Genomic DNA, 23424 nt, shown 5'->3' with positions numbered 1-23424 from the left:
CCGGCCTCAGGCCTTGTCGTTGCTGTGCGGATATTCGCAGCGCCATCGCACTGCAGTCCATTTCGGGTGCTCGCCGATCCACTGGGCGATGTAGGGCGGCGCCTTCATCGCGCATTGCTGCAGCGAGGCGCCGCCATCGGCGAAAACGAGATGCTGCTCCTCGCAGGTGGCCGGAGACAGGACTGCGCAGACGGTGATGACGAGATCGATGGAGCTCATGGCTCGTTGTCCTTCGATAAGCCTGAAGCAGCTTATCTGAAACTACGACATCCGGCTGCATCAGTTTCTCCGCGCGCAACAAATTATGCAGCGGAACCAAGGCTGGAACGACGATCCCTGGGCAAAGCCGCCCTGACGCTTGATCCGAACCGGCAGATCGGCTGCAATGGAATCGGTCGATCGACCTCAAAAAGAGCGAATGCGGAGGAAGCAGATGCCCAAGGTTCTCGTACTCTACAAGACCCCCAAGAGCGCCGAGGCGTTCGACAAACACTATATGAACGTCCATGTGCCGCTGGCGAAGAAGATTCCCGGTCTGAAGAGCTACGATATCAGCCGCGGCCCGGTGAATGGGCCGGCGGGCGGCACCAACATCCACCTCGTGGCCACCCTGGTATTCGATTCGATGCAGGCGCTGCAGGCGGGAATGGGCTCTGCCGAAGGCAAGGCGGCGGCGGGCGATCTGCCCAACTTCGCCGATGGCGGCGTCGACCTGTATCTCTTCGACACGCAGGACGTTTGACCCTTGGACGGTCCTCAGGCCGTCACCAACGTTCGGCGGCGTGCCCATCATGTCCGATCGGCCGGGAGGCCGGTCGCCGGGACGATCTCGCGGGATCGTCTCTATCGAATGGATCCGCCAAGCCAGTCAGAAGCGTTGCGCTCCTCGTGGCTTGGCAGATCGCTACGCGTTACTTGCGCGCCGCACAGGCGTACATGTTGATTTCCATGCCAACCGGCACTTCGACGATCTTCGGTGTCTTCCAGGCCATTTCAAGCTCCCAAGTTCGACTATCATTGACTGGCGCATTGCTCGCGCCAAGGCCGAAGCTAGGATCGCGTTCGGAAGAACGCAAGGCTCGACCGTCGCCGGCGCACCCATGCAGATGTCACGTAGTTGATTCGACAACGTTCCGCCGCAATCGCCGCCCGCCCGCCTCCTGCTGCTCGATGCAGGCATCATCCGCCGAGGACGAGTGCCCGCAGCATCCGCTCACGCACCGCCCGGCTGCACGTAGCAGAACACATACCGATTGCGGCTCAGGAAGATGATGCCGTGCCCCGTCGGATTTCCCTTGTCCCACTTCAGCTTGTGATCGGGGACCTCGATCTCGGTACCGACATCGATATGCGGACGGCCGCGCGGCTCATCGGGACGGTCATCGGTGATGATGACATAGGTCTTGCCGTCGCGGACATGGATCTCATCGGCAAAGTAGGCGTCAGCCTCACCGCAGCACGATGCCGTCGGCACGTCGGGCTGCATCAGCGCCTCGTACCATTGACGCAATGCAGGATCGACCGCTCCCCACTGACCGAGATCACGCGCACTCGCACTCACCCAAAGGCAACAAAGCATGCCGAGCCAAAGGATGGTTCGTCTCATCCGCCTACTCCTCTGTTATCCCGGCATGATGCACTGAAGCAATGTTTGTGCCGCAACGCAGCATCAGGCGGTGCGATCATGCCGAGCCAGATCAGCGAGCAGAGACAACCGACCGGCTGCTCTGTCCCGATCGAACGAGGACGGCTTCCCGATGCGCCGAGGGCGGTTGCCAGCTTTTCGTATTGACGGTTCCCGATTTCGAGCGGAGTGTTGTTCCCGCAGCGTCAGGATAGGCGCGCATAAAAATCTCGGAGGAAATGAATGAAGCGGATCGCGCTGGCCGCAGGCCTCGCCATTTTTGCATCACATGGTGCGAGCGCGCAGAGCGCCGATCAGTTGGTCAAGGGTGCAACTGATACGGCGAACGTTCTCAACTACGGCATGGGCTACAATCTGCAGCGGTTCAGCCCGCTCAACCAGATCAACAAGGACAACGCCAAGAACCTGGTTCCGGTCTGGAACTACAGTTTCGCCGATGACCGCAGTGAGGAGTCGCAGCCGCTGGTGTACCAGGGCGTGCTCTACGTCACGACCCACAATGCGACGATGGCCGTCGATGCCAAGACCGGCAAGCAGATCTGGAAAAGCAAGATCGACTATCCCGCCGAAACGCCGCGCGTGGTCTGCTGCGGCATCATCAATCGCGGCGCCGCGCTGTACGACGGCAAGCTGTTCCGCACGACGCTCGATGCCAACGTCATTGCGCTCGATGCCAAGACCGGCAAGGAACTGTGGCGCCAGAAGGCTGCCGACATCAAGGAAGGCTACTCGATGACGGTGGCGCCGCTGGTGGCCGACGGCGTCGTGCTGACCGGCATCTCGGGCGCCGAGTTCGGCACACGCGGCTTCATCGATGGCTGGGACCCGGCGACCGGCAAGCATTTGTGGCGCACGCATACGGTGCCAACCCCGGATGAACCCGGCGGCGACACCTGGAAGGGCGACACTTGGAAGCTCGGCGGCGGCTCGACCTGGATCACAGGATCGTACGATCCCGAGCAGAACACCGTGTTCTGGGGCGTCGGCAATCCCGGACCGTTCAACGCGGCGGTGCGCCCGGGCGACAACCTCTACACCTGCTCGGTGCTCGCGCTCGATCCGAAGACCGGCAAGATGAAGTGGCACTTCCAGTTTTCGCCGAACAATCCGTTCGACTACGACGCGGTCGCGGAGATGGTGCTCGCCGACATGAATGTCGAGGGCAAGCAGACCAAGGTGCTGATGAATGCCAACCGCAATGGCTTCTTCTATGTGCTCGATCGCACCAATGGGAAGCTGCTCGCGGCCAACCCCTATGTGAAGGTGAACTGGGCCTCCAGCATCGACCTGAAGACGGGCAAGCCGGTCGAGACCGATGTCACGCGTGATGCGCGCGAGGGCAAGAAAGTCACGGTCTATCCGTCGATTCTCGGCGGCAAGAACTGGGAGCCGATGTCGTTCAATCCGCAAACCGGATTGGCCTACGCCAACACGCTCGTGTTCGGCGGCCACTACAAGACCGAGCCTGCGACCTACAAGGCCGGCGAGTGGTACCTCGGCATGGATCTGACGGATCTTTGGGATTGGCCGGAAGGTCCGCGTGGTCAGCTCAAGGCCATCGATCCGATGACCGGCAAGACCAAGTGGGAGCAGCCGAGCGACATCCCGCGCTTCTCCGGCGTGTTGTCCACGGCAGGCGGCGTGGTGTTTTCGGGCAAGCTGACCGGCGAGTTCGAGGCTTTCGACGCCGACAGCGGCAAGAAGCTGTGGCAGTTCCAGACCGGCTCCGGCATCGAGGGCCAGCCCGTCACCTGGCAGCAGGATGGCGTCCAGTATGTCGCTGTCACCTCCGGCTACGGCGGCGTCTACTCGCTGTTCTCCGGTGACGAGCGCCTCGCCAACGTTCCGGCAGGCGGCTCGTTGTGGGTCTTCGCGGTCAAGAATTGAGTGCGGATCGCCCGTGAGACAGAATACGTTCATGAAAGCGGCGGCGGCCTTCGCCGCCGTCGTGGCGACGTTGGCCGTCCAGTCGACGGCCGCCCTCGCCCAACAACAAGATGACAGCGCGGCACACAGCCAGGTGGACCTCGGCAAGACGACGTTCGCCCAGAAGTGCTCGCACTGTCACGGGCCCAACATGGTGAACTCCGGGACTATAACGCCGGACCTGCGCCGGTTTCCCGATGATCAGCCTCGTTTCGTCACCACGGTGAAGCAGGGCAAGAACGGCCGCATGCCGCCCTGGGGCGACATTCTCAGCGATGACGAGATCTCCGCACTATGGGCCTACGTCTCGAGCCGGAGAGCGCAGTGATGCGTCATCTCTGCTGTTGGCTGGCTGCCTTGATGATGTCGGCAATGTCGTCGGCGGCCTTGGCCGCTGACGACGTGCTGCGCATCTGTCTCGACGAAAATCTTCCGCCGCTCTCGGTCCATCATCGCGGCAAGCCCGGCGGCGGCTTCGATGTCCTGCTCGGTCAGGCGATCGCCGACCGCCTTGGCAGGAAGCTCGAGATCCAGTGGTACGAAAGCAAATTGGACGAAGATTCCAGTCCGGCGCTGGAGGCGAATGCGCTGCTATCGGACGGACGCTGCTCGCTGCTCGGCAGCTATGCGTTTACCCAGGACGGACTGGTTGCGCCTGGCGTCAAGACGGCCAAGCTGCCGGACTTCGATGGCGCCACGCGCGACGACCGCCGCCGCCGTGTTGCCCTCGGCACGCTGACGCCGAGCAAGCCCTATATGTTTTCGACCCTGACCGTCGTTCTCGGCCCTTCCGCGAAACAGCGCCCGATTACCGACATCGGCGATCTGGCCGGGCTGCGGCTGGCAATCGAGAGCGGCACGTTGGCAGATGCAATCCTGATGACGTTCGACAAGGGGCGGCTGATCGACGACATCACGCATTTGATTCCGACGCGGGACGATCTGCTCGGGGCGCTCGAACTGGGCAAGTTCGACGCAACCCTGCTCGATGGCAGACGCTTCGATGCGTATCGGGCCGCTCATCCCGACACCAGGCTGAGCGCGTCGGGGTACAGCTATCCGATTGGTGTGAACCGAGGCTATGTGGGGCTGGCCAGCTCTGCCGAGCTCATCGCATCGGTCGACAAGGCCTTGACGGAGCTCGAGGCCTCAGGAGCCCTGGCGACTCTCGGCCAATCCGCAGGACTGACCTACCTTCCGCCGCGTCAGCCGGTGATTCTGGGTGACGCGTTCCAGAGGATCATCCGGAGCGGCGCACGCTAACGGCCGCTCCAGGAGCGCTCAGCGCGCCGCCGTCTTGTGAACCGACGACGGCACGACGCCGAAATATTTGCGGAAGACGCGGCTGAAGTGCGACGAGCTCGAAAAACCCCACGAGAACGCGACATCGGTGATGGTCTTGCCGCTCTGCGTCTCCAGCTCCTGCCGGCAATGCTGAAGCCGAGCCCGCCAGATGTAGTCGCTGACTGTCATGCCACGATCGCTGAACACCATGTGAAGGTAGCGCTTGGTGCACCCCAGAGCCGCCGAAATCTGATCGATGCAAAGGTCAGGATCGCGCAGATGCTCGCGGATGAAGGCTTGAGCGCGGATATAGATCGCCTCGGGTCCCGCCCGATCCAGCATGCGATCGGCTTCACGCAGCGGCAGGAGCAACAGATCGATCAGCGATTCGGCGACGCTGACGGCCGAGTTGGGCGAAAGCCGGGTCGCCTCATCGAACGCGGCGTGGGTGACGTCATGCGCAATCCGGCCGGTCCCGCTCCGCGCCGACAGCTTGTAGGCGGGCATCTTTTCCGACCGGAAGCCGCGCTCCTGCAGTAGCTCCTTCGGCACGATCACGACGTCATGGCGGGTCAGCGCGGGGCTGATGATCGTGTGCGGTGACGAGACGTCATAGGCGAGGCAATCGCCCGGGCCGATCTCGATCTGGCGGCCATCCTGCTCGAAATAGGACGTTCCATAGGTCTGGAACAAGATCTTGATGTAAGGATGTGCCGCCTTTTGCGCACGCGCATAGGTATGCGCAATGCGATGCTGGCTGGCCTCGATCTGGCAGAGCTTCAGGCGCGACACCGTCGTGAAATTGATGCGCCCCTCGAATGAGGCCCCCTCCAGCGGATCGACATCGAAACGTCCGCACAGGTCGGTCAGTGCATCTGACCAACGCTGGATCTGGCTCTTCGGTGAGAATCCCGAAGTATTAAGCGAGCGGATCGTGTCGGACATGTTTCATCCACCGATTCATGATCGAAACGCAACGGGTCCGCCGCAGTACGGCGAACGAGACTGCAGCAAGATTGCTCCCATTTTAAGGCCGCGGCTTTCGCGGCGCACTTCGTTCCATAACGCGCCCCGCGTGATCCTCCGCCTTCGTCTCTGTAAGGTCAAGGGAAACGTCAACCTTCGGTGGAACCATGGTGTCGCAAATTGATGCTGCGCAGCAAGAATGGCGCTCATGTTGCGGACCAGCAAAGCAAAATCTCCTTCAAAAACTTCTATTCGCTTCACTCTTGAGCAAGCTCTTTTCTCTTTTGGGCAAGTTTCCCGGTTGGGAAGTGGATATTCAATGATGCCGAAAACGAATACTGGGCCGCGTGCTGCGGAACCTCAGTTGAACCCGGGAGGAAAGACGATGCGAAGAGTGCTACTCGCAACATGTCTGACGTCAGTCGCGGCGCTCGCCGCGGGTGGCGCATGGGCCAGCGATGAGCTGGCCAAGATGTCGGCCAACCCGAAGGACTGGGTGATGCCGGCGGGAGACTACGCCAATACGCGTTACTCCAAGCTCAACCAGATCAACGCCCAGAACGTCGGCAAGCTGCAGGTCGCGTGGACCTTCTCCACCGGCGTGCTGCGCGGCCACGAAGGCGGACCGCTCATCATCGGCAACATGATGTATGTGCACACGCCGTTCCCGAACAAGGTCTATGCGCTCGATCTCGCGCAGGACAACAAGATCGTCTGGAAGTACGAGCCCAAGCAGGATCCGAACGTCATTCCGGTGATGTGCTGCGACACCGTCAACCGCGGCGTCGCCTATGGTGACGGCAAGATCTTCCTGCATCAGGCCGACGACAAGCTGGTGGCGATCGACGCCAAGACCGGCCAGCACGTCTGGACCGCCGTCAATGGCGATCCGACCAAGGGACAGACCGGAACCTCGGCTCCGCTCGTGGTGAAGGACAAGGTGCTGGTCGGCACGTCCGGCGGCGAGTTCGGCGTCCAGTGCAGCATGACCGCTTACGACATCAAGAGCGGCAAGCAGGTCTGGAAGGCATACTCCGAAGGTCCGGATGACCAGATCCTGTTCGACGCCAACACCACCGCGCTCGGCAAGCCGGTCGGCAAGGACTCGAGCTTGAAGACCTGGCAAGGCGATCAGTGGAAGACCGGCGGCGGCTGCACCTGGGGCTGGATTTCCTACGACCCGCAGCTCGACATGGTCTATTACGGGTCGGGCAATCCCTCGACCTGGAATCCGAAGCAGCGTCCCGGCGACAACAAGTGGTCGATGACGATCTTCGCCCGCCATGCCGACACCGGCGTCGCGAAGTGGGTCTATCAGATGACGCCCCACGACGAGTGGGACTATGACGGCGTCAACGAGATGATCCTGTCCGACCAGTCCATCAACGGCCAGCCGCGCAAGCTGCTCACGCACTTCGATCGTAACGGCCTCGGCTACACGCTTGATCGTGCCACCGGCGAGCTGCTGGTTGCCGAGAAGTACGACCCGAAGGTGAACTGGACCACCGGCGTCGACATGGACAAGAACTCTGCGACCTACGGCCGTCCGAAGGTTGTCGATCAATACTCGACCGACAAGCAGGGTGAGGACGTCAATACCAAGGGCATCTGCCCGGCGGCGCTCGGCACCAAGGACGAGCAGCCGGCGGCCTACTCGCCGGACACGCAGCTGTTCTACGTGCCCACCAACCATGTCTGCATGGACTACGAGCCCTTCAAGGTGAGCTACACCGCAGGTCAGCCCTATGTCGGCGCGACCCTGTCGATGTACCCGCCGGCGGGTGACACCCATATGGGCAACTTCATCGCCTGGGACGGCAAGACCGGCAAGATCGCCTGGTCGAACAAGGAGCCGTTCTCGGTGTGGTCCGGTGCGCTCGCGACGGCCGGCGGCGTGGTGTTCTACGGAACGCTCGAAGGCTACCTCAAGGCGGTCGATGCCAAGACGGGCAAGGAGCTCTACAAGTTCAAGACCCCGTCCGGCATCATCGGCAACGTCACGACCTACGAGGCCAACGGCAAGCAGTACGTCGCCGTTCTCTCGGGTGTCGGTGGCTGGGCCGGCATCGGTCTCGCGGCGGGTCTGACCGATCCGACCGCCGGCCTCGGTGCCGTCGGCGGCTACGCCGCGCTGAGCAACTACACCGCTCTCGGTGGTGCGCTCACCGTGTTCTCGCTGCCGCAGTAAGCCAGGTACCTGCCTCCGGCGCATGGATCTCATCCATGCGCCGGTTCGCCTGTTCCAAAAAATTAAGGGAAAACGCCCTTGCGTAGAATCTGGTTTGCGGTCGCCACGGCTCTGAGCCTGGCAACCGGCGGGATGACTGTCGCCGAAAATGCCTGGGCCGAAGGTCCCGGCGATGCCAAGGCCGTCAAATCCGAGGACGGGAAGTACTTCGATAAGGATGGCATTCCGACCTACAAGGTGGCCGCCGACGGAACGGTCGACTGGTACACCTACTCCGGATACCGCCGCTATCATTCCGAATGCCACGTCTGCCATGGCCCCGACGGCATGGGATCGACCTACGCCCCGGCGCTCAAGGACTCGGTCAAGAACATGAGCTACGGCGACTTCATCGGGACTATCGCCAGCGGCCGCAAGAATGTCAGCACGTCGCAGGAGAACGTCATGCCGGCCTTCGGCGACAATCCGAACGTGGCCTGCTACATGGACGATCTCTACGTCTACCTGCGCGCCCGCGGCGATGATGCGGTGGGCCGCGTTCGCCCCGCCAAGCATGAGGACAAGCCGCCAGCCTATACGGAAGCGGAGAACTCCTGCATGGGCAAGAAATGACTGACGACGAGGACCGCGCCTGGACAGTTTCCCTGGACAGGGTCGCGGGCCTGACAGACTGAAACAGGAGTTTGAGACATGAAGACGCGCGCCGCGGTCGCTTTCGAAGCCAAGAAGCCGCTGGAGATCGTCGAGGTTGACCTCGAAGGGCCGAAGGCCGGCGAGGTGCTGGTCGAGATCAAGGCCACCGGCATCTGCCACACCGATGCCTATACGCTCGACGGTTTCGACAGCGAGGGCATATTCCCCTCGATCCTCGGCCATGAGGGCGCCGGCATCGTGCGCGAAGTCGGCCCTGGCGTGACCTCGGTCAAGCCAGGCGACCACGTCATTCCGCTCTACACACCGGAATGCCGCCAGTGCAAGAGCTGCCTCAGCCGCAAGACCAATCTCTGCACCGCGATCCGCGCCACGCAGGGCAAGGGCCTGATGCCCGACGGCACGTCGCGCTTCAGCTACAAGGGCCAGACCATCTACCATTACATGGGCTGCTCGACCTTCTCCAACTTCACCGTGTTGCCGGAGATCGCGGTCGCGAAGATTCGCGAGGACGCGCCCTTCGACAAGAGCTGCTATATCGGCTGCGGCGTCACCACCGGCGTCGGCGCGGTCGTCAACACGGCGAAGGTCACGCCCGGCGCGAACGTCGTTGTGTTCGGCCTTGGCGGCATCGGCCTCAACGTCATTCAGGGCGCCAGGATGGCGGGGGCCGACAAGATCATCGGCGTCGACCTCAATGACGGCAAGGAGGAATGGGGCCGCCGCTTCGGCATGACCCATTTCGTCAACCCGAAGAAGGTGACCGGCGACATCGTCCAGCACCTGGTCGCGCTCACCGACGGCGGTGCCGACTATACCTTCGACTGCACCGGAAATACCACGGTGATGCGCCAGGCGCTGGAAGCCTGCCATCGCGGCTGGGGCGAATCGATCATCATTGGTGTCGCCGAGGCCGGCAAGGAGATCGCGACCCGCCCGTTCCAGCTCGTCACCGGACGCGTCTGGAAGGGCACGGCGTTCGGCGGCGCGCGCGGGCGCACCGACGTTCCCAAGATCGTCGACTGGTACATGAACGGGAAGATCGAAATCGACCCGATGATCACCCACACGCTCAAGCTCGAAGACATCAACAAGGGCTTCGACCTGATGCATGAGGGCAAATCGATCCGTTCCGTCGTCGTGTTCTGACCCCAAGCACGCAAAACTGAGGAGGATTGCGCCATGACTGTCCACATCCATCCGTCCGTCGATAACGGCGTCAAACAGGGAAGCGGCCATTTCGCCGGCGGCACGCTGGTCTGCAAATGCCACGACCGGCCGGTCAAGGTCGGCATCAAGGGCGATGTCGCGCATAACCACGCGTGCGGCTGCACCAAATGCTGGAAGCCCTCCGGCGCGACCTTCTCGGTCGTTGCAGTGGTGCCGCGGCAGAACGTCACGGTGCTGGAGAACGGCGACAAGCTCAAGATCGTCGATCCCTCCGCCGTCATCCAGCGCTACGCCTGCACCGGCTGCGGCACGCATATGTATGGCCGCATCGAGAACACGGGCCACCCGTTCTACGGCCTCGACTTCATTCACCCCGAGCTGTTCCAGGAGCAGGGTTCGGCCGCGCCGGGCTTTGCGGCCTTCGTCTCCTCGGTGATCGAGTCGGGCGTGAAGCCGGAACAGATGGGCGAGATTCGGGCGCGATTGAAGGAGCTGGGGCTCGAGCCCTATGACTGCCTGTCGCCGGCCCTGATGGATGCGATTGCCACCCACGTGGCGAAAGCAAAGGCGGCCTGACGGCCGCAACGTAACCAAGCGTACAACTGAAGCGTTCCTTCCTGAAGACTTGGTGCCTCGCCTGCCCCACGCTGGCGAGGCATTCTTTTTTGCCGTCGTTATCGCCTGGTGGCCGCCATTGTCGTCGGCGCATCGTCCATTGTTCTGCGTTTGCATTGCAGTGGGCTGCACGCGCTGCGCTCGTCTGCTCTGACAACACACGCGCCTGTGTAGACCGATGTCTGTCCCGGTCTGCTATCATGGATCGTTTCCGACAACTCCCAATTGATCCGGCGCGTGTACTCAGGACATGTGGTCCCGCGCGCGTCCACCAACGATCAGAACCGGCGACCATTGGTCCGACAAAACGAGGGCGAGCATGATCAAGGTGAAAATCAACGGACAGGAGCAGAGCTGGGATGGCGATCCGAGCCTGCCGCTGCTGTGGTATCTGCGCGATGAGCTGGGCCTGACCGGCTCGAAATACGGTTGCGGCGCGGCGCTGTGCGGCGCCTGCACCGTGATGGTCGACAAGGAAGCCGCGCGCTCCTGCATCACGGCGATTTCCGATGTCGCGGGCCGCGAGGTCACCACCATCGAAGGTCTGCATCCGACCGGGGATCATCCGGTGCAGAAGGCGTGGCGGCAGGTCAACGTGCCGCAATGCGGCTTCTGCCAGGCCGGTCAGATCATGCAGGCGGCGGCGCTGCTCAACCAGAATCCCAAGCCGTCGCATGACCAGATCCGGGACGCGATGTCCGGCAACATCTGCCGCTGTGGCTGCTATCAGCGCATCGAGAATGCGGTCCATCTGGCCTCGACGGGGGTGTGATCATGAGCATCATCGCAAATCCCGACATCGCAAAGTCTGCTTCTCGCCGCGGCTTCGAGCGGCATCTCAAGGTCGAGAACGTCTCGCGCCGCGCCATCCTGCAGACGCTGGGGCTCGCCGGCGGGTTCGTGCTCGCGGCTCCCTTGCTGTCGCGCCCGGCGTTTGCCGCCTATGAGACCGGCGCCGGCAAGATGCCGCACGGCACCGTGGTCGATCCCAAGGTCTTCGTTTCGATCGCCCCCGACGGCATCGTGTCGATCGTCGCCCACCGGTCCGAGATGGGCACGGGCGTGCGGACCAGCCTGCCGCTGATCGTGGCCGAGGAGATGGAAGCCGACTGGTCGCGCGTGCGCGTCGTGCAGGCCCCCGGCGACGAGGTGAAGTTCGGCAACCAGGATACCGACGGCTCGCGCAGCACGCGGCACTATCTGCTGCCGATGCGACAGATCGGCGCGCTGGCGCGGGCGATGCTCGAAGCCGCGGCGGCCAAGCGCCTCGGCGTGCCGCCGAGCGAAGTGAAGGCCGTCAATCATGAGGTCGTGCACAGCGCCAGCGGCCGCCGCCTCGGCTTCGGCGAGCTCGCGGCCGATGCCGCCGGTCTGCCGGTGCCTGCGGTCGACACCATCAAGCTGAAGTCGCCTGCGGATTTCCGTTATCTCGGCAAGGGTCAGGTCAGCATCGTCGATCTGCACGACATCACCGTCGGCAAGGCGCGCTACGGCGCCGACGTCCGCCTGCCCGGCATGAAATACGCGGTCATCGCCCGGCCGCCGGTGACCGGCGGCAAGGTCAAGTCGTTCGATCCGGCCGAGGCACTGAAGGTGCCCGGCGTCGAGCAGGTGATCGAGGTCAAGGGCTGGCCGTGGCCGTCGAAGTTCCAGCCGCTCGGCGGCGTCGCCGTGATCGCACGCAACACCGGTGCCGCGATCAAGGGCCGCGACGTGCTCAAGGTCGAGTGGGACGACGGCGCCAATGCGAGCTACGACTCTGTCGCCTATCGGACCGAGCTCGAGGCCGCCGCGCGCCAGCCGGGCCTCGTCGTGCGACAGGAAGGCGACGTCGAGGCCGCGCTGAGGTCGGCCGACAAGGTTGTCATCGGTGAGTACTACCTGCCGCACGTCGCTCATGCCAGCATGGAGCCGCCGGTCGCGGTCGCCGACGTCAAGGGCGACAAGGCCGAGATCTGGGCGCCGGTGCAGAGCCCCGGCGGCACGCACGAGGATGTCGCCAAGACGCTGCAGATTCCGCCGGAGAACGTGACCGTCAACGTCACCCTGCTCGGCGGCGGGTTCGGGCGGAAGTCCAAATGCGACTTCGCGCTCGAGGCTGCCCTGCTGTCGAAGACGGTGGGTGCGCCGGTCAAGGTGCAGTGGACGCGTGATGACGACATCCATCACGATTTCCTGCACACGGTGTCGGTGGAGCGCATCGAGGCCGGCCTCGACAAGAGCGGCAAGGTGGTGGCGTGGCGTCACCGCAGCGTCGCGCCGACCATCCTGTCGACCTTCGCCGCCGGCGCCGACCATGCCGCGCCGTTCGAGCTCGGCATGGGCCTCGTCGACATGCCGTTCGAGATCGCCAACATCCAATGCGAGAATCCGGCCGCCAAGGCGATGACCCGCATCGGCTGGTTCCGGTCGGTCTCGAACATCCCGCGCGCCTTCGCCGTGCAGTCGATGGTCGGCGAGATCGCGCACGCCACCGGCCGCGACCAGAAGGACACGCTGCTCGATCTGATCGGCAGCCCGCGCGTGCTCAAGCTCACCTCGGTGAAGGACCTCTGGAACTACGGCGAGCCCTACGAGAGCTACCCGATCGATACCGGACGGCTGCGCCGCGTCGTCGAGTTCGTCGCCGAGAAAGGCAATTGGGGCCGGTCGGTGCCCAAGGGCCACGGTCTCGGCATCGCCGCGCATCGCAGCTTCGTCAGCTACATCGCTACCATCGTGGAGGTGTCGGTCGACGACAAGGGCAAGCTTGTCGTGCACCAGGTCGACACCGCGATCGACTGCGGCACCTTCGTCAACCCCGAGCGTATCGCCTCGCAGCTCGAAGGTGCCGCGATCATGGGGCTGAGCCTCGCCAAATATGGCGAGGTGAGCTTCAAGAACGGCCGGGTGCAGCAGCGCAACTTCGACGACCATCCGGTGGTCCGGATCGACGAAGCCCCGCTGATCACGAACGTGCACATCGTCCCTGCCGATGCCGACACGCCGCCGAGCGGCGTCGGCGAGCCGGGCGTGCCGCCGTTCGCGCCGGCGCTCGCCAATGCGATCTTCGCCGCCACCGGCAAGCGCCTGCGGGCGCTGCCAATCGGCAATCAGCTCGCGACGTAAGCTTGCAGCAATCAGCAGATCATCGGCCGGAGCGATCCGGCCGATGATCCTACCGGAAGACGCAGGATCAGTCAGCGCCCATAGCGCACCGAGGCATAGCGGCCAATGACGGCGCCACGTCCCTGCCCCGGCGCGCCCGCCACGCCGTGAGGCGTGCTGCCGCAGTCCTGGCGCTGCGGCACCGGCGCAGCCTTGATGGCCGTGTTTGCATTCGGCTGCCCCTCGACGAGCTTCGTCACCAGCGAGCGCAGCCGCTGATTCTCGATCTCCAGCTCTTTCAGATGACGCAGAGCAGGACTGCTGAGACCGCCATAGCGCTGACGCCAACGATAGAAGGTGCGCAGCGACACGCCGGCCGTGCTGCAAATTTCGGCAATCGGAACGCCCGACTCCGCCTCGCCAAGCAGAACCAGAATTTCGTGCTCGGTGTGCAGGGAACGTCGCATGATCAGGTACCCCTACGCGGCCAACGCGGTCAATCTCGCATGAATTCCATGAGCTTGGTAGTGCGGCAACGCATGGGTCTCGCAACCGCGCTCCGCGTGGGCGCACCGCGATCGAGGTCAAGCGCAGCGATGCGGGCTCATCGCGGGCCGCCGGCGCCTCGCCGCCAATTGGCAAAATTGACGCGCGTCGCCAGACACGTCGCCCGCTGCCGGTCGTGTGAGCAAGGCTGAACAGTTTTTGGCGTTGCCGACCGCGACATCCTGCCTTGATATCAGCTGCAAAGACCGAGACCCGAGGAGCCCTGCCATGTCCAAACGCCACGAGATTCCCGCGACGCATGACAGCATGGTCTGGGGCTATCTCGACAGCACGACGCCGCCGGTGCTCGAGGTCGCCTCCGGCGACACCGTGACGCTGCATTCCTTTCCGGCCGGCGGGAAGGAGACCTTGCCCGAGGACCGTAGCATCGTTCCCGCCAACTACCTCACCGCGCTCGACACCATGATCCAGGGGCCCGGACCGCATTTCATCACCGGTCCGGTCTATGTGAAGGGCGCGCAGCCAGGCGATACGCTTCAGGTCGACATTCTCAACGTCAAGGTCAGCCAGGACTGGGGCTTCGTCTCGATCCTGCCGCTGCTCGGCACCCTGCCAGACGAGTTCACGGACTACGAGACCATCCACCCCAAGGTCGACCACGACCGCCAGGTCTGCATCATGCCCTGGGGCACCGAGATCGCGCTCGATCCGTTCTTCGGCATCATCGCCACTGCGCCGCCGCCGGCCTGGGGGCGGTGCGGCTCGCCGGTGCCGCGCAGTTTTGGCGGCAACATGGACAACAAGGAGCTGCGGCCCGGCACCACGCTGTATCTGCCCGTCTTCAACGAGGGCGCGCTGTTCTTTGCCGGCGACGGCCATGGCGTGCAGGGCGACGGCGAGGTCTGCATCACCGCGCTCGAGACCGGCGTCACCGGCAGCTTCCGCCTCACCGTGCGCAAGGACATGGACATCACCTGGCCGTTCGCCGAGAACGCCACCCACCTGATGTCGATCGGCCTCGACGAGGATCTCGACGACGCCGCCAAGCAGGCGGTGCGCGAGATGGTCAAGCACGTCTGCGCCCGCACCAATTTGTCGCGCAACCAAGCCTACATGTTGTGCTCGCTGGCCGGCAATCTGCGCGTCACCCAGCTGGTCGACGGCAACAAGGGCATCCACATGCTGCTGCCGAAGGCGTATCTCTGAGCCTCCTCTACCGGTTGACGAAGCGGTCGTGCGCGGTCAGCACGACCTGCCCGCTCGGATCCACCGCCTCGAAGGTGACGTCGGCATCCTCGGGCTCTGGCATGGTCAGCGTCACCCGCAGCGTTTCCGAGCCGTCGGGCTCGACCTCGATCGCATCCGCCGCCGCATGGCCGACGATGGCGAGCGCCGCGTCGACGCCGCTGATCCCGAGCTTGAAGCTCTGCACGGCCGAGGACTTGTTGAGCAGCTTGACGGTGTAGGCGTTGCGCACCGAACCATCCGACAGCCGCACGGCAAGGGGATCACGATCGTGCTGCACCGACAGCACGGCCGTGGTCTTGGTCACGAACGACACCGCGATGACGCCGGCCAGCGCGACGCAGGCCAGCGCGAGCCCGATCGTCTTCGGCCGCACCAGCCGCGACACACGCGGCTCGCCGACGCGGCCGCGCTCGATGTTGCGCCAGCTCTCGTAGTCGATGAGGCCGCGCGGACGATCGAGCTTCGCCATCACGCCGTCGCAGGCATCGACGCAGAGGCCGCAATTGATGCAGGCGAAGCTCGGACCCTGCCGGATGTCGATGCCGATCGGGCAGACCGCGACGCAGGCGCCGCAATCGACGCAATCGCCGGCCGGCAGCCCCTGCGACCGCGCCTCGGCGGCCTTCTTGGCGGACATCCGGGTCTCGCCGCGATAGTCACGGTAGTTGACGGTGAAGGCTTCGGGATCCCAGATCGCGCCCTGCAGCCGCGGCCACGGACACATGAAGGTGCAGACCTGCTCGCGCGCGAAGCCGGCGAGGCCGTAGGTCGTGCCCGCGAACACCAGCGTCCAGGTCAGCGCCGTCGCCGACATCTCGCCATGGATGACGTCGCGCACCAGCTCCGGCGCGTCGGTGAAGTAGAAGATCAGGGTGCCGCCGGTGCCAAGCGCGATCGCCATCCAAAGTGCGTGCTTGGTCGCGATCTGCGCGATGCGTTTCGCCGTCAGCGGCGCGCCGATGTTCTTCAGCCGCTGCCGGCGGTCGCCCTCGACGAGGCGCTCGATCAGCAGGAACAGGTCGGTCCATACCGTCTGCGGACAGGCGAAGCCGCACCACAGACGGCCGGCCAGCGCGTTGACCAGGACGAGGATGAACGTCGCCAGCAGCATCGCCGCGGTGATGAGGTAGAGGTCCTGCGGCCAGATCTCGGCGGGGCCGAGATAGAGCTTTCCGTGGGCGAAATCGAGCAGCACGGCTTGGCCCGGGGCATTCGGTCCGCGGTTCCAGCGCACGAACGGCGTGACGTAGTAGACCGACAGGGTGAACACCAGGATCAGCCATTTGAGCCGGCGGATCGGGCCCTTGACGCCCTGCGGAACCACAGGACCACCCGCCTTGCGCGGCGATCGTGCCGGGCTGCGCGCTGGTGCCTGGGACTGGCTTTGTCCCCGTCCCTCCGCCATGCGCCGCGTCCTGGCGTGATCGATCTCGATGGTGATGGCCACGGCTGCCCTCGTTCGCTTGCCTGTTGCAGGCGACGATAGGCGGCGAGGCCGGGACGCTCTTTGTCGGGCCACAAACTTGCGAACGGGTGGCAGCGACTGTTTGCGCGGGAACAACGATAGTTCCCGTTCGGCAGGTGATGGGAGGCGCAGCGCCGCGAGCGCCATGGCGACAGGCGCAGCATCCGGAGGGACGACGATGGCGGCTGCCGCCCTTTGGGCGGCGGTCTGCAGGAGGACAGCGTATTGCCGCCACATCGGCATTCTTTGCTCGGCCCATCCTTCGAGACGCGCGCCTTCGGCGCGCTCCTCAGGATGAGGGCGGAATGCTCGGTCAAAGGCTTGAGCCTCATGTCACAGTCGTGATCCTCTCCATGAACACGCCAACAGCGTGTTCATAGTCCCGTATGCAGCGGCCGCCCCGCCGCTTGCGCCTCATGGTGAGGAGCGCCGCTCGCGGCGCGTCTCGAACCATGAGCCACAGGCGGGAAGCGAACTGCGGAGAAGTTCGTCTTCGTAAACAAGAACCACGATCCTCAGACAATCTTGATCGACATGTCCGGCAGGCCTTCGAGCTTGCACAAGAGCACGTCGCCCTTCACCACCGGGCCGACATTCTCCGGCGTGCCGGAATAGATGATGTCACCGGCCTTCAGCTCGAACGCCTCGGACAGTTTCGCGATCTGCTCGGCGACGTTCCAGATCATCTTGGTCAGGTCGGAGTTCTGCCGGACCGTGCCGTTGACCGCAAGCGAGATCGCGCCCTTGGTGAAGTGGCCGACCTTCGAGACCGGATGGATCGGGCCGAGCACGGCGGCATGATCAAAGCTCTTGCCGATCTCCCATGGCTTCTTCTCGGCGGCCATGCCGTTCTGCAGGTCACGGCGAGTCATGTCGAGGCCGAGCGCGTAGCCATAGACATGATCGAGCGCGGACTCGGCGGGAATGTTGGTGCCGCCGGATTTCAGCGCCGCCACCAGCTCGACCTCGTGATGATAGTTCTTGGTCAGCGACGGATAGGGATGATCGGCGACCTCGCCGATCGCGACGTTCTGGATCGCGTCGGTCGGCTTCTGGAAGAAGAACGGCGGCTCGCGGTTCGGATCGGAGCCGCGCTCGATCGCATGCGCCGCGTAGTTGCGGCCGATGCAATAGATGCGGCGGACCGGAAAAACGCCCTGCTCGCCGGCGATCGGAATCGTGGTCGCCGGCACGGCGAAGATCGGCTTCGGTCCGGCCTGAGCCGCAGCCGGATGAGTATCCGTCATGATCGCGGCCGCTGCAGCGGCGCTGCCGGCAACGAGAAGATTGCGGCGTGAGGTGTCTGCCATTGGGGTCCTCCTGGGGTCAGCCGTCGCGACTGGCGGCCTGTTGTTCTTGAGCGCTATCGGCGCCCCAACTGATAAGCATATCCAGTATGCCAGCGCCACCATGCGCGCACGCGCGGTCGCTCTCGCGACGCAACACGCGCCCGAAGCGATGCTCGAGACCCTCGCCGGAAGCGCGACGGCGCAGGGAAGGCCGGACCTCGACTGAGGCCCGTGGCCCGCCTGCGAAAAAAATGCAGGCGGCAGGAACCACAGGTTCAGCCGGACAGACCCGGCCTTCCCTGCGCGGTGGGTTGAACGTCTGCTCCGCGCTCTCCCCGGGGACCGGCTTGTTTGCCCCCGTCACCTGCGCAACCCGTCAGGTCGGCATCAGGCTTGGCGCCAGCATCGGGGCGCCAGGACCACACGGCTTGAACGTCCGCGAGTTGCCAATCGTCCAGCGCAACAGCACCTGACAGGCTCGCGGCCACCGCTCCCCGCCTCAACGTATCGTGACGACGCGTACGCCCCTCAGCATGAGGACGGGATGGAGGGAGGAGAGCATGTATTCCGATAAAACGAAAGAAGGAAATTTTTACGCCGAGATCTGGACAGAGGTGATCGTGTTGAACGCGCGGGCGATTTTTCGTTTTGGGCGCACACGCGATCTTCGATCATGAGAGGCGTTGCGGGCAGCGCTCTTGGCGGCGCCCGGGTCCGAGTCGCCCGACGGGCACGCATTGCCGGCAGCCCAGGCGCAGCACGGACGAGCGCAGCGTCACCCGGGGCGCTCCCCCACAACGCGTGTGATCCCAGATATCGCTGATCCGGATCCGCAGGCAGGGGTCGCGAAGGATCGCCCGCAGGCAAGCACCCGGCACGTGATCTGCCGAACCTTTGCTCGCGTTCCCTCGTTACTCAAACCTGACGGCGCAACCGCCATGACCGAAACGACACCACCAAGGAGGCGCCGCATGCTGATTGGGCTCACCAGCCTCCTCGTGCTCGTCCTGGCCGGCGCCGCCATTGCCGCGGGGCCGATCATGAGCCGGGTCGAACATCCCAAGTATGACGTGGTGAAGCGCGACGGCGAGTTCGAGATCCGCGCCTATGCGCCGATGATCATTGCGCAGGCCGAGGTGCAGGGTGCGCGCAAGCCGGCGATCGAGGAAGGCTTTCGCATCATCGCCGGCTACATCTTCGGCGCCAACCAGGCCAAGGCGAAGATCGCGATGACGGCGCCGGTGCAGCAGCAGGCCAGCGGCACACCACCGACGGATGGCGGGAACAGCGACCGGTGGAGCGTCAGCTTCGTGATGCCGTCGAGTTGGTCGCTGGAAACGCTGCCGCCGCCGGCCGACCGCAGGATCAAGCTGACGCCCGTCCCGGCACAGCGCATGGTCGCGTTGACCTTCTCGGGCTCCTATTCCGACGGCATCCTGGCCGAGAAAACCCGCGTGCTGCGCGACTACGCGCAACGGAAGGGACTGGCCGTGTCCGGCGCACCGCTGCTCGCCTTCTACAATCCGCCTTGGACCTTGCCCATGCTGCGGCGGAACGAGGTGATGCTGGCGTGTATTTGTTAGCTCTTCCCGATCGCCTCTCCTCACCCCTCGATGATCGCCACCGCCCGCGTCCATCCGGCCGAGGCGCGCTCGATCTTGACCGGGAAGCACGACACGGTGAACCCCGTGGACGGCAGTTGCTCCAGATTGTGCAGCTTCTCCAGGTGGCAATAGCCGATGTGGCGGCCGGCCTTGTGGCCTTCCCAGATCAGCGAGGCGTCGTGGGTCTCGGCATATTTCTGCGCGGTGAACACGAACGGCGCGTCCCAGCTCCAGCCGTCGGTGCCGGTCAGGCGCACGCCGCGCTCGAGCAGATACATGGTCGCCTCATAGCCCATGCCGCAGCCGGAATTGACGTAGTTGGCCTGTCCGAAGCGCGCGCCGGCCGAGGTATTGACGACGACGATCTCCAGCGGCGACAGCGTGTGGCCGATGCGCTCGAGCTCATCCTCGACATCCCTCGCGGTCACCACATAGCCGTCGGGGAAATGACGGAAGTCGAGCTTCACGCCCGGCTGCAGGCACCACTCCAGGGGCACCTCGTCGATGGTCCAGGCGCGCTCGCCGCGATTCATCGTCGGATGAAAATGCCAGGGCGCATCGAGATGCGTGCCGTTGTGGGTCGAAAGATTCACCTGCTCCACCGCCCAGCCCTGCCCATCCGGCAGGTCCTCGGCCTTCAGCCCGTCGAAGAACTGCAGCATGCGCGGCAGCCCCTGCTGATGGTCGATATAGGTGATGGTCGGATGATTGCCGGGCGGATCGGCGGGCACATCGTTCTGCAAGGGCACGGAGATGTCGATCAGCTTGCGGGCCATGGGCGGTCCTCTCTGATTGTCATTATTGGTTGTCGTCGTCGGCAACCGCAGCCATTGCCGACCGTGCCCGAGCCGATGAACTCGCCGGGCATCAGGGTCTCGTCCTTGCTGGTATAGGCGATCAGCTCCTCGAACGAAAACAGCATGCCGGCCGAGCGCGGCCGCGGTGAGCCGTTGCGGAGCCAGCTCAAACTGTTGAACGGCTGGGACGATCTGGACGGAACACCCATGGGGCCGATTGCGGGGCCAGAGCACCCGACCAGCCCCTGAAAGAAAGAGGCCGCCGACACAAGAAGTGCAGGCGGCCCAAGTCCAGGGAGGAAACGCCCCAAGAAGGGCTAGGTTTTACTTACTAGATCAGGAGAGTCGTGGGTATCCGGATGATACCGGAGGTTGTCATCGCGCTGCCGGGTTCCATATCCCTACCGAGATACCGTTAGACTACGCCGCCTGACGCTCCCGCACGCACGAATTCCGTGACCTTCCCGACATTGGAGTGGACCCACTCTGCCATCCGTTGCTCCAGCTGCGGCGACTGCTCGAGCGGCGCGGCGCAACGCGAGCAGCGACTTGTAGGTGGCGATCTCAAATAGTGGGCGATCTCAAACTGATCGAATGCGTCGGTGGCGAAGGTGTTCTTCAGGAACTCGTCGCCGAACGGCGCAAGTTCGATCTCCGCCAAGAACGGAACCTTCTCAACGCCACATCGTCGGTGTGACAAGATGCGCGCCATCGGACCGTTTCCGACCGAGAGCACCAGGGCTTTGTGCAGCCTGATCGACATTGGGCTCAGGTTCGATGGCGGGCGCGTGGTCGAGCTGGATCACAGCAACCGCGGCGGGGTGTTCCGGAGCGCTGCGCTGATCGCGCGCGCATGGCGAAGCGGAACTTGCCGAATCACTCGGCTGGTCAACGGGGTCGTGCATGTGGCAGCTCCGAGCCCTGAAGCGGCGTTTACTAATCCCTTCCGAGACTAGGCGATATCAACTGCGTTAATCCATGCGCGATCTCGCCGCGTGCGGCCGATTCGCCCGCAACGCGACGGACCAGCGTGTGCTTGCCATCCGTTCGTGGCCGCGCGATGACGTCTCCCGCACTGCACGCGGGATCGTGATGGACGTTCCGCCGGCATCAGCGCTCGCGCGCGCCGACGCGGTCGAGCAGTGCCGCACCGGTGCGGATGCCATTGTAGAAGCAGTCGATCGTCATGTTCTCGTTCGGCGCGTGATTGGCCTCATCGGCATTCGCATAGGGAACGACGAAGGCGGGAACGCCGAGGATCTTGGTGAAGACGTAGTCCGGCAGACTGCCGCCGGTGCACGGAAATTCGAGCGGTGTGACGCCCTGCGCGAGCGCGATGGCATCACGCACGATCGCGCCAAAGGGCGAATCGAGCGGCACGCGCGACGGCAGCATGCCGCCGCGCCGGATGAACTCCACCTCCGGCGCGTGGCGCTTCACATGCGCCTCCACCTTCGCCAGCACGTCGTCCGGCGTCATCGCCTCGACCAGGCGGATGTCGCATTTGACGAACGCCTCGCAGGGCAGCACCGTCTTGCTGCCCGGTCCGCCATAGCCGCCGTGCAAGCCGTTGATGGTCAGCGTCGGATGGAACATCAGGCGTTCGTAGTAGCCGCGATCGGGCGGCGCATCGAGATGGCTGAGACCGAGGCTCGCCTTGGCGGCATCGAGATCCAGCGGCAGGCGTTTCACGGCCGCAATGTCCAGCTCGCTCGGCGGCACGATCGCATCGTGCAGACCGTCGATGGTGATCTCGCCCGCGGCATTCTTCATCGTCCCGAGCAGGTGGACCAACGTCCAGATCGGATTCGGCACGATGCCGCCGAGATTGCCGGAATGCACGTCGCGGCTGGCGTGCCTGGCGCGCAGCTCGAACGAGCACATGCCGCGCACGCCATAGGTCATGGTCGGCCGCCCCGAAGGGTGCATCGGCCCGTCCGCGGTGACGACGAAGTCGGCTTTCAGCCGGTCCCTGTTGGCGGCGACGAAATCGGCGATGCGCGGGCTGCCGATCTCCTCCTCGCCTTCGAGCAGAAAGATCACATTGCAGGGCAGCTCGCCATGCACTCGGAGATGAGATTCGATCGCCATGAGCTGCGCGAAATGCTGGCCCTTGTTGTCGCCGATGCCGCGCGCATAGATGCGGCCGTCGCGAATGGTCGGCTCGAACGGCGGGCTCAGCCACAGCTCCAGCGGATCCGGTGGCTGCACGTCGTAGTGGCCGTAGAGCAGCACGGTCGGTGCGCCCGGCTTCTTCTGCCAGCGTCCGAGCACCATCGGATGTCCTGCCGTCGGCACCGTCTCGGCGTCGAGCCCGAGCTCCCGCAGCATCCTCACCAGCAGCGCGGCGACCTCGGCGATGCCGACATTGTGAGCGCTGATCGAGGGATGCCGGACATAGTCCATCACGCGAGCCAGGAAATCCTGCTTTTGATTCTCGATGTGAGCGAACACCGCCTTCAGGCCAGCAGATGGACGCGGCAGGCTACGCTCTTCATTCATGATGTCGGCTTTCGGCGCGTGCAATGGAAGGACAGGCTCATGTTCGGTCGAATTGGACCGAAAAGCAAATCACGCGCGGAGCGAGCCCCGCGCGCGTGATCGATTGACCGCTCGATGCGGCGCGATGCTCAACCCTTGACGGCCGTGACCACGATCTCGATCAGCGCGCCGCCGCCGAGATCGGAGACGCCGACCGTGGCGCGGACCGGCAGGTCGTCACCGAAGAACGCGGTCCAGGCCGCATCCATCTCCTTCTTCTTCGACAGGTCGGTGACGAAGATCTGGCCGGAGACGACGCGCGTCTTGTCGGTGCCGGCCTCCTTCAGGAAGCCGTCGATCTTGCCGAGGATGTTGCGGGTCTGCTCGCCCATCGACACCGAGGTATCGTCGGCGATGGTGCCGCCGATGAAGACGAAGCCGTTGGCCTCGACGATGCGGTGATGAATGGCGGAGCGGATCTTGCGGGTGATCGTCATCATG

General features: G+C 64.2%; 24 protein-coding genes. 12 read left to right on the top strand and 12 right to left on the bottom strand.

Annotated elements, in window-relative coordinates:
* Positions 1 to 6 precede the first annotated feature (6 nt).
* Positions 7 to 219 carry a hypothetical protein gene (locus ACQR1D_RS07595; RefSeq protein ID WP_315713207.1) on the bottom strand — a complete coding sequence of 71 codons (213 nt, stop codon included), beginning with the start codon at positions 217 to 219 and terminating at the stop codon, positions 7 to 9.
* Positions 220 to 433: 214 nt separating this feature from the next.
* Here ACQR1D_RS07595 and ACQR1D_RS07590 point away from each other — a divergent pair, with 214 nt between their 5' ends.
* Positions 434 to 742, top strand: a complete 309-nt coding sequence (locus ACQR1D_RS07590; RefSeq protein ID WP_434893857.1) for an EthD family reductase — start codon at positions 434 to 436, stop codon at positions 740 to 742.
* Between the two features lie 169 nt (positions 743 to 911).
* On the opposite strand, the gene pqqA is transcribed toward ACQR1D_RS07590, so the two are convergent.
* Together pqqA and ACQR1D_RS07580 are read right to left on the bottom strand one after the other, a co-directional pair.
* Entirely contained in the window at positions 912 to 992 is an 81-nt protein-coding gene (gene pqqA, locus ACQR1D_RS07585) for a pyrroloquinoline quinone precursor peptide PqqA (RefSeq protein WP_009031067.1), read from the bottom strand.
* 221 nt (positions 993 to 1213) lie between these two features.
* Positions 1214 to 1606 (bottom strand): hypothetical protein, encoded by a 393-nt coding sequence (locus ACQR1D_RS07580; RefSeq protein ID WP_434837706.1) that lies wholly within the window; start codon positions 1604 to 1606, stop codon positions 1214 to 1216.
* A 261-nt stretch (positions 1607 to 1867) separates the two neighbouring features.
* Between ACQR1D_RS07580 and ACQR1D_RS07575 the strand changes: the two genes are divergently transcribed.
* The 3 genes from ACQR1D_RS07575 to ACQR1D_RS07565 are packed head-to-tail and all read left to right on the top strand — an operon-like array spanning position 1868 to position 4834.
* A complete protein-coding gene (locus ACQR1D_RS07575; RefSeq protein WP_315803725.1) occupies positions 1868 to 3532 on the top strand; it encodes a methanol/ethanol family PQQ-dependent dehydrogenase in 1665 nt (554 codons plus the stop codon).
* Positions 3533 to 3563: 31 nt separating this feature from the next.
* A complete protein-coding gene (locus ACQR1D_RS07570) occupies positions 3564 to 3899 on the top strand; it encodes a c-type cytochrome (protein WP_434893864.1) in 336 nt (111 codons plus the stop codon).
* The gene (locus tag ACQR1D_RS07565; protein ID WP_434893865.1) at positions 3899 to 4834 is read left to right on the top strand and encodes a substrate-binding periplasmic protein; all 936 of its coding nucleotides are present in this window, start codon (positions 3899 to 3901) and stop codon (positions 4832 to 4834) included. The genes ACQR1D_RS07570 and ACQR1D_RS07565 overlap by 1 nt, the downstream gene beginning before the upstream one ends.
* A gap of 18 nt (positions 4835 to 4852) precedes the next feature.
* On the opposite strand, the gene ACQR1D_RS07560 is transcribed toward ACQR1D_RS07565, so the two are convergent.
* Positions 4853 to 5800, bottom strand: a complete 948-nt coding sequence (locus ACQR1D_RS07560) for a helix-turn-helix domain-containing protein (protein ID WP_434893858.1) — start codon at positions 5798 to 5800, stop codon at positions 4853 to 4855.
* A gap of 406 nt (positions 5801 to 6206) precedes the next feature.
* Between ACQR1D_RS07560 and xoxF5 the strand changes: the two genes are divergently transcribed.
* From xoxF5 to ACQR1D_RS07530, 6 genes are all read left to right on the top strand, one after another.
* Positions 6207 to 8009: a lanthanide-dependent methanol dehydrogenase XoxF5 gene (xoxF5, locus tag ACQR1D_RS07555; protein WP_316217013.1), complete on the top strand. Its 1803-nt coding sequence runs from the start codon at positions 6207 to 6209 to the stop codon at positions 8007 to 8009.
* 132 nt (positions 8010 to 8141) lie between these two features.
* Positions 8142 to 8621 (top strand): c-type cytochrome, methanol metabolism-related, encoded by a 480-nt coding sequence (locus ACQR1D_RS07550; RefSeq protein WP_316179903.1) that lies wholly within the window; start codon positions 8142 to 8144, stop codon positions 8619 to 8621.
* A 78-nt stretch (positions 8622 to 8699) separates the two neighbouring features.
* Positions 8700 to 9809 (top strand): S-(hydroxymethyl)glutathione dehydrogenase/class III alcohol dehydrogenase, encoded by a 1110-nt coding sequence (locus ACQR1D_RS07545; protein ID WP_316192879.1) that lies wholly within the window; start codon positions 8700 to 8702, stop codon positions 9807 to 9809.
* A gap of 33 nt (positions 9810 to 9842) precedes the next feature.
* Positions 9843 to 10406, top strand: coding sequence for an S-(hydroxymethyl)glutathione synthase (gene gfa / locus ACQR1D_RS07540; RefSeq protein ID WP_315713222.1), 564 nt, complete (start codon positions 9843 to 9845; stop codon positions 10404 to 10406).
* Between the two features lie 358 nt (positions 10407 to 10764).
* Positions 10765 to 11217, top strand: a complete 453-nt coding sequence (locus ACQR1D_RS07535) for a (2Fe-2S)-binding protein (RefSeq protein ID WP_316179901.1) — start codon at positions 10765 to 10767, stop codon at positions 11215 to 11217.
* Positions 11218 to 11219: 2 nt separating this feature from the next.
* On the top strand, positions 11220 to 13553 hold the full coding sequence (locus tag ACQR1D_RS07530; RefSeq protein WP_434880239.1) for a molybdopterin cofactor-binding domain-containing protein: 2334 nt from the start codon (positions 11220 to 11222) through the stop codon (positions 13551 to 13553).
* A gap of 71 nt (positions 13554 to 13624) precedes the next feature.
* On the opposite strand, the gene ACQR1D_RS07525 is transcribed toward ACQR1D_RS07530, so the two are convergent.
* Entirely contained in the window at positions 13625 to 13999 is a 375-nt protein-coding gene (locus tag ACQR1D_RS07525) for a transposase (RefSeq protein WP_316179899.1), read from the bottom strand.
* Positions 14000 to 14306: 307 nt separating this feature from the next.
* Here ACQR1D_RS07525 and ACQR1D_RS07520 point away from each other — a divergent pair, with 307 nt between their 5' ends.
* The gene (locus tag ACQR1D_RS07520; RefSeq protein ID WP_316239546.1) at positions 14307 to 15245 is read left to right on the top strand and encodes an acetamidase/formamidase family protein; all 939 of its coding nucleotides are present in this window, start codon (positions 14307 to 14309) and stop codon (positions 15243 to 15245) included.
* 7 nt (positions 15246 to 15252) lie between these two features.
* On the opposite strand, the gene ccoG is transcribed toward ACQR1D_RS07520, so the two are convergent.
* Together ccoG and ACQR1D_RS07510 are read right to left on the bottom strand one after the other, a co-directional pair.
* A complete protein-coding gene (gene ccoG, locus ACQR1D_RS07515) occupies positions 15253 to 16734 on the bottom strand; it encodes a cytochrome c oxidase accessory protein CcoG (RefSeq protein ID WP_434893859.1) in 1482 nt (493 codons plus the stop codon).
* A gap of 533 nt (positions 16735 to 17267) precedes the next feature.
* Complete coding sequence (locus ACQR1D_RS07510) at positions 17268 to 18062, bottom strand: fumarylacetoacetate hydrolase family protein (RefSeq protein ID WP_315803737.1); 795 nt, start codon at positions 18060 to 18062, stop codon at positions 17268 to 17270.
* A gap of 950 nt (positions 18063 to 19012) precedes the next feature.
* On the opposite strand from ACQR1D_RS07510, the gene ACQR1D_RS07505 reads away from it, so the two are divergent.
* Entirely contained in the window at positions 19013 to 19624 is a 612-nt protein-coding gene (locus ACQR1D_RS07505) for an SOUL family heme-binding protein (protein WP_434893860.1), read from the top strand.
* Between the two features lie 20 nt (positions 19625 to 19644).
* Here the strand turns inward: ACQR1D_RS07505 and ACQR1D_RS07500 are convergent, their stop codons facing one another.
* The 5 genes from ACQR1D_RS07500 to ACQR1D_RS07480 all read right to left on the bottom strand — a co-directional run bounded on the left by ACQR1D_RS07500 (position 19645) and on the right by ACQR1D_RS07480 (position 23420).
* Positions 19645 to 20421, bottom strand: coding sequence for a cyclase family protein (locus ACQR1D_RS07500; protein ID WP_434837698.1), 777 nt, complete (start codon positions 20419 to 20421; stop codon positions 19645 to 19647).
* Positions 20406 to 20651, bottom strand: a complete 246-nt coding sequence (locus tag ACQR1D_RS07495; protein WP_410051426.1) for a fumarylacetoacetate hydrolase family protein — start codon at positions 20649 to 20651, stop codon at positions 20406 to 20408. Before ACQR1D_RS07495 ends, ACQR1D_RS07500 begins: the two co-directional genes overlap by 16 nt.
* A gap of 206 nt (positions 20652 to 20857) precedes the next feature.
* On the bottom strand, positions 20858 to 21205 hold the full coding sequence (locus ACQR1D_RS07490) for a hypothetical protein (protein ID WP_434837697.1): 348 nt from the start codon (positions 21203 to 21205) through the stop codon (positions 20858 to 20860).
* A gap of 347 nt (positions 21206 to 21552) precedes the next feature.
* Positions 21553 to 22944, bottom strand: coding sequence for a M20/M25/M40 family metallo-hydrolase (locus tag ACQR1D_RS07485; RefSeq protein ID WP_434837696.1), 1392 nt, complete (start codon positions 22942 to 22944; stop codon positions 21553 to 21555).
* Positions 22945 to 23072: 128 nt separating this feature from the next.
* On the bottom strand, positions 23073 to 23420 hold the full coding sequence (locus ACQR1D_RS07480; protein WP_434837931.1) for a RidA family protein: 348 nt from the start codon (positions 23418 to 23420) through the stop codon (positions 23073 to 23075).
* Positions 23421 to 23424 lie beyond the last annotated feature (4 nt).

Source organism: Bradyrhizobium sp. HKCCYLRH2047, assembly GCF_051168175.1.
GTDB lineage: Bacteria > Pseudomonadota > Alphaproteobacteria > Rhizobiales > Xanthobacteraceae > Bradyrhizobium.
The sequence above is the reverse complement of the archived record's forward strand: the minus strand, read 5'-3'. Positions and strand labels throughout refer to the sequence as shown.

Bases quoted from the DNA above. Each gene is read 5' to 3' on its own strand.
- ACQR1D_RS07505 (WP_434893860.1), top strand. From the start codon at position 19,013: ATGCTGATTGGGCTCACCAGCCTCCTCGTGCTCGTCCTGGCCGGCGCC.
- ACQR1D_RS07500 (WP_434837698.1), bottom strand. From the start codon at position 20,421: ATGGCCCGCAAGCTGATCGACATCTCCGTGCCCTTGCAGAACGATGTG.
- ACQR1D_RS07525 (WP_316179899.1), bottom strand. From the start codon at position 13,999: ATGCGACGTTCCCTGCACACCGAGCACGAAATTCTGGTTCTGCTTGGC.
- ACQR1D_RS07520 (WP_316239546.1), top strand. From the start codon at position 14,307: ATGTCCAAACGCCACGAGATTCCCGCGACGCATGACAGCATGGTCTGG.
- gfa (WP_315713222.1), top strand. From the start codon at position 9,843: ATGACTGTCCACATCCATCCGTCCGTCGATAACGGCGTCAAACAGGGA.
- ACQR1D_RS07510 (WP_315803737.1), bottom strand. From the start codon at position 18,062: ATGGCAGACACCTCACGCCGCAATCTTCTCGTTGCCGGCAGCGCCGCT.
- ACQR1D_RS07545 (WP_316192879.1), top strand. From the start codon at position 8,700: ATGAAGACGCGCGCCGCGGTCGCTTTCGAAGCCAAGAAGCCGCTGGAG.
- ACQR1D_RS07550 (WP_316179903.1), top strand. From the start codon at position 8,142: ATGACTGTCGCCGAAAATGCCTGGGCCGAAGGTCCCGGCGATGCCAAG.
- xoxF5 (WP_316217013.1), top strand. From the start codon at position 6,207: ATGCGAAGAGTGCTACTCGCAACATGTCTGACGTCAGTCGCGGCGCTC.
- ACQR1D_RS07490 (WP_434837697.1), bottom strand. From the start codon at position 21,205: ATGTCGATCAGGCTGCACAAAGCCCTGGTGCTCTCGGTCGGAAACGGT.
- ACQR1D_RS07495 (WP_410051426.1), bottom strand. From the start codon at position 20,651: ATGGGTGTTCCGTCCAGATCGTCCCAGCCGTTCAACAGTTTGAGCTGG.
- ACQR1D_RS07535 (WP_316179901.1), top strand. From the start codon at position 10,765: ATGATCAAGGTGAAAATCAACGGACAGGAGCAGAGCTGGGATGGCGAT.
- ACQR1D_RS07485 (WP_434837696.1), bottom strand. From the start codon at position 22,944: ATGAATGAAGAGCGTAGCCTGCCGCGTCCATCTGCTGGCCTGAAGGCG.
- ACQR1D_RS07575 (WP_315803725.1), top strand. From the start codon at position 1,868: ATGAAGCGGATCGCGCTGGCCGCAGGCCTCGCCATTTTTGCATCACAT.
- ACQR1D_RS07565 (WP_434893865.1), top strand. From the start codon at position 3,899: ATGCGTCATCTCTGCTGTTGGCTGGCTGCCTTGATGATGTCGGCAATG.
- ACQR1D_RS07570 (WP_434893864.1), top strand. From the start codon at position 3,564: ATGAAAGCGGCGGCGGCCTTCGCCGCCGTCGTGGCGACGTTGGCCGTC.
- ACQR1D_RS07560 (WP_434893858.1), bottom strand. From the start codon at position 5,800: ATGTCCGACACGATCCGCTCGCTTAATACTTCGGGATTCTCACCGAAG.
- ACQR1D_RS07480 (WP_434837931.1), bottom strand. From the start codon at position 23,420: ATGACGATCACCCGCAAGATCCGCTCCGCCATTCATCACCGCATCGTC.
- ACQR1D_RS07580 (WP_434837706.1), bottom strand. From the start codon at position 1,606: ATGAGACGAACCATCCTTTGGCTCGGCATGCTTTGTTGCCTTTGGGTG.
- ACQR1D_RS07530 (WP_434880239.1), top strand. From the start codon at position 11,220: ATGAGCATCATCGCAAATCCCGACATCGCAAAGTCTGCTTCTCGCCGC.
- ACQR1D_RS07590 (WP_434893857.1), top strand. From the start codon at position 434: ATGCCCAAGGTTCTCGTACTCTACAAGACCCCCAAGAGCGCCGAGGCG.
- ACQR1D_RS07595 (WP_315713207.1), bottom strand. From the start codon at position 219: ATGAGCTCCATCGATCTCGTCATCACCGTCTGCGCAGTCCTGTCTCCG.
- pqqA (WP_009031067.1), bottom strand. From the start codon at position 992: ATGGCCTGGAAGACACCGAAGATCGTCGAAGTGCCGGTTGGCATGGAA.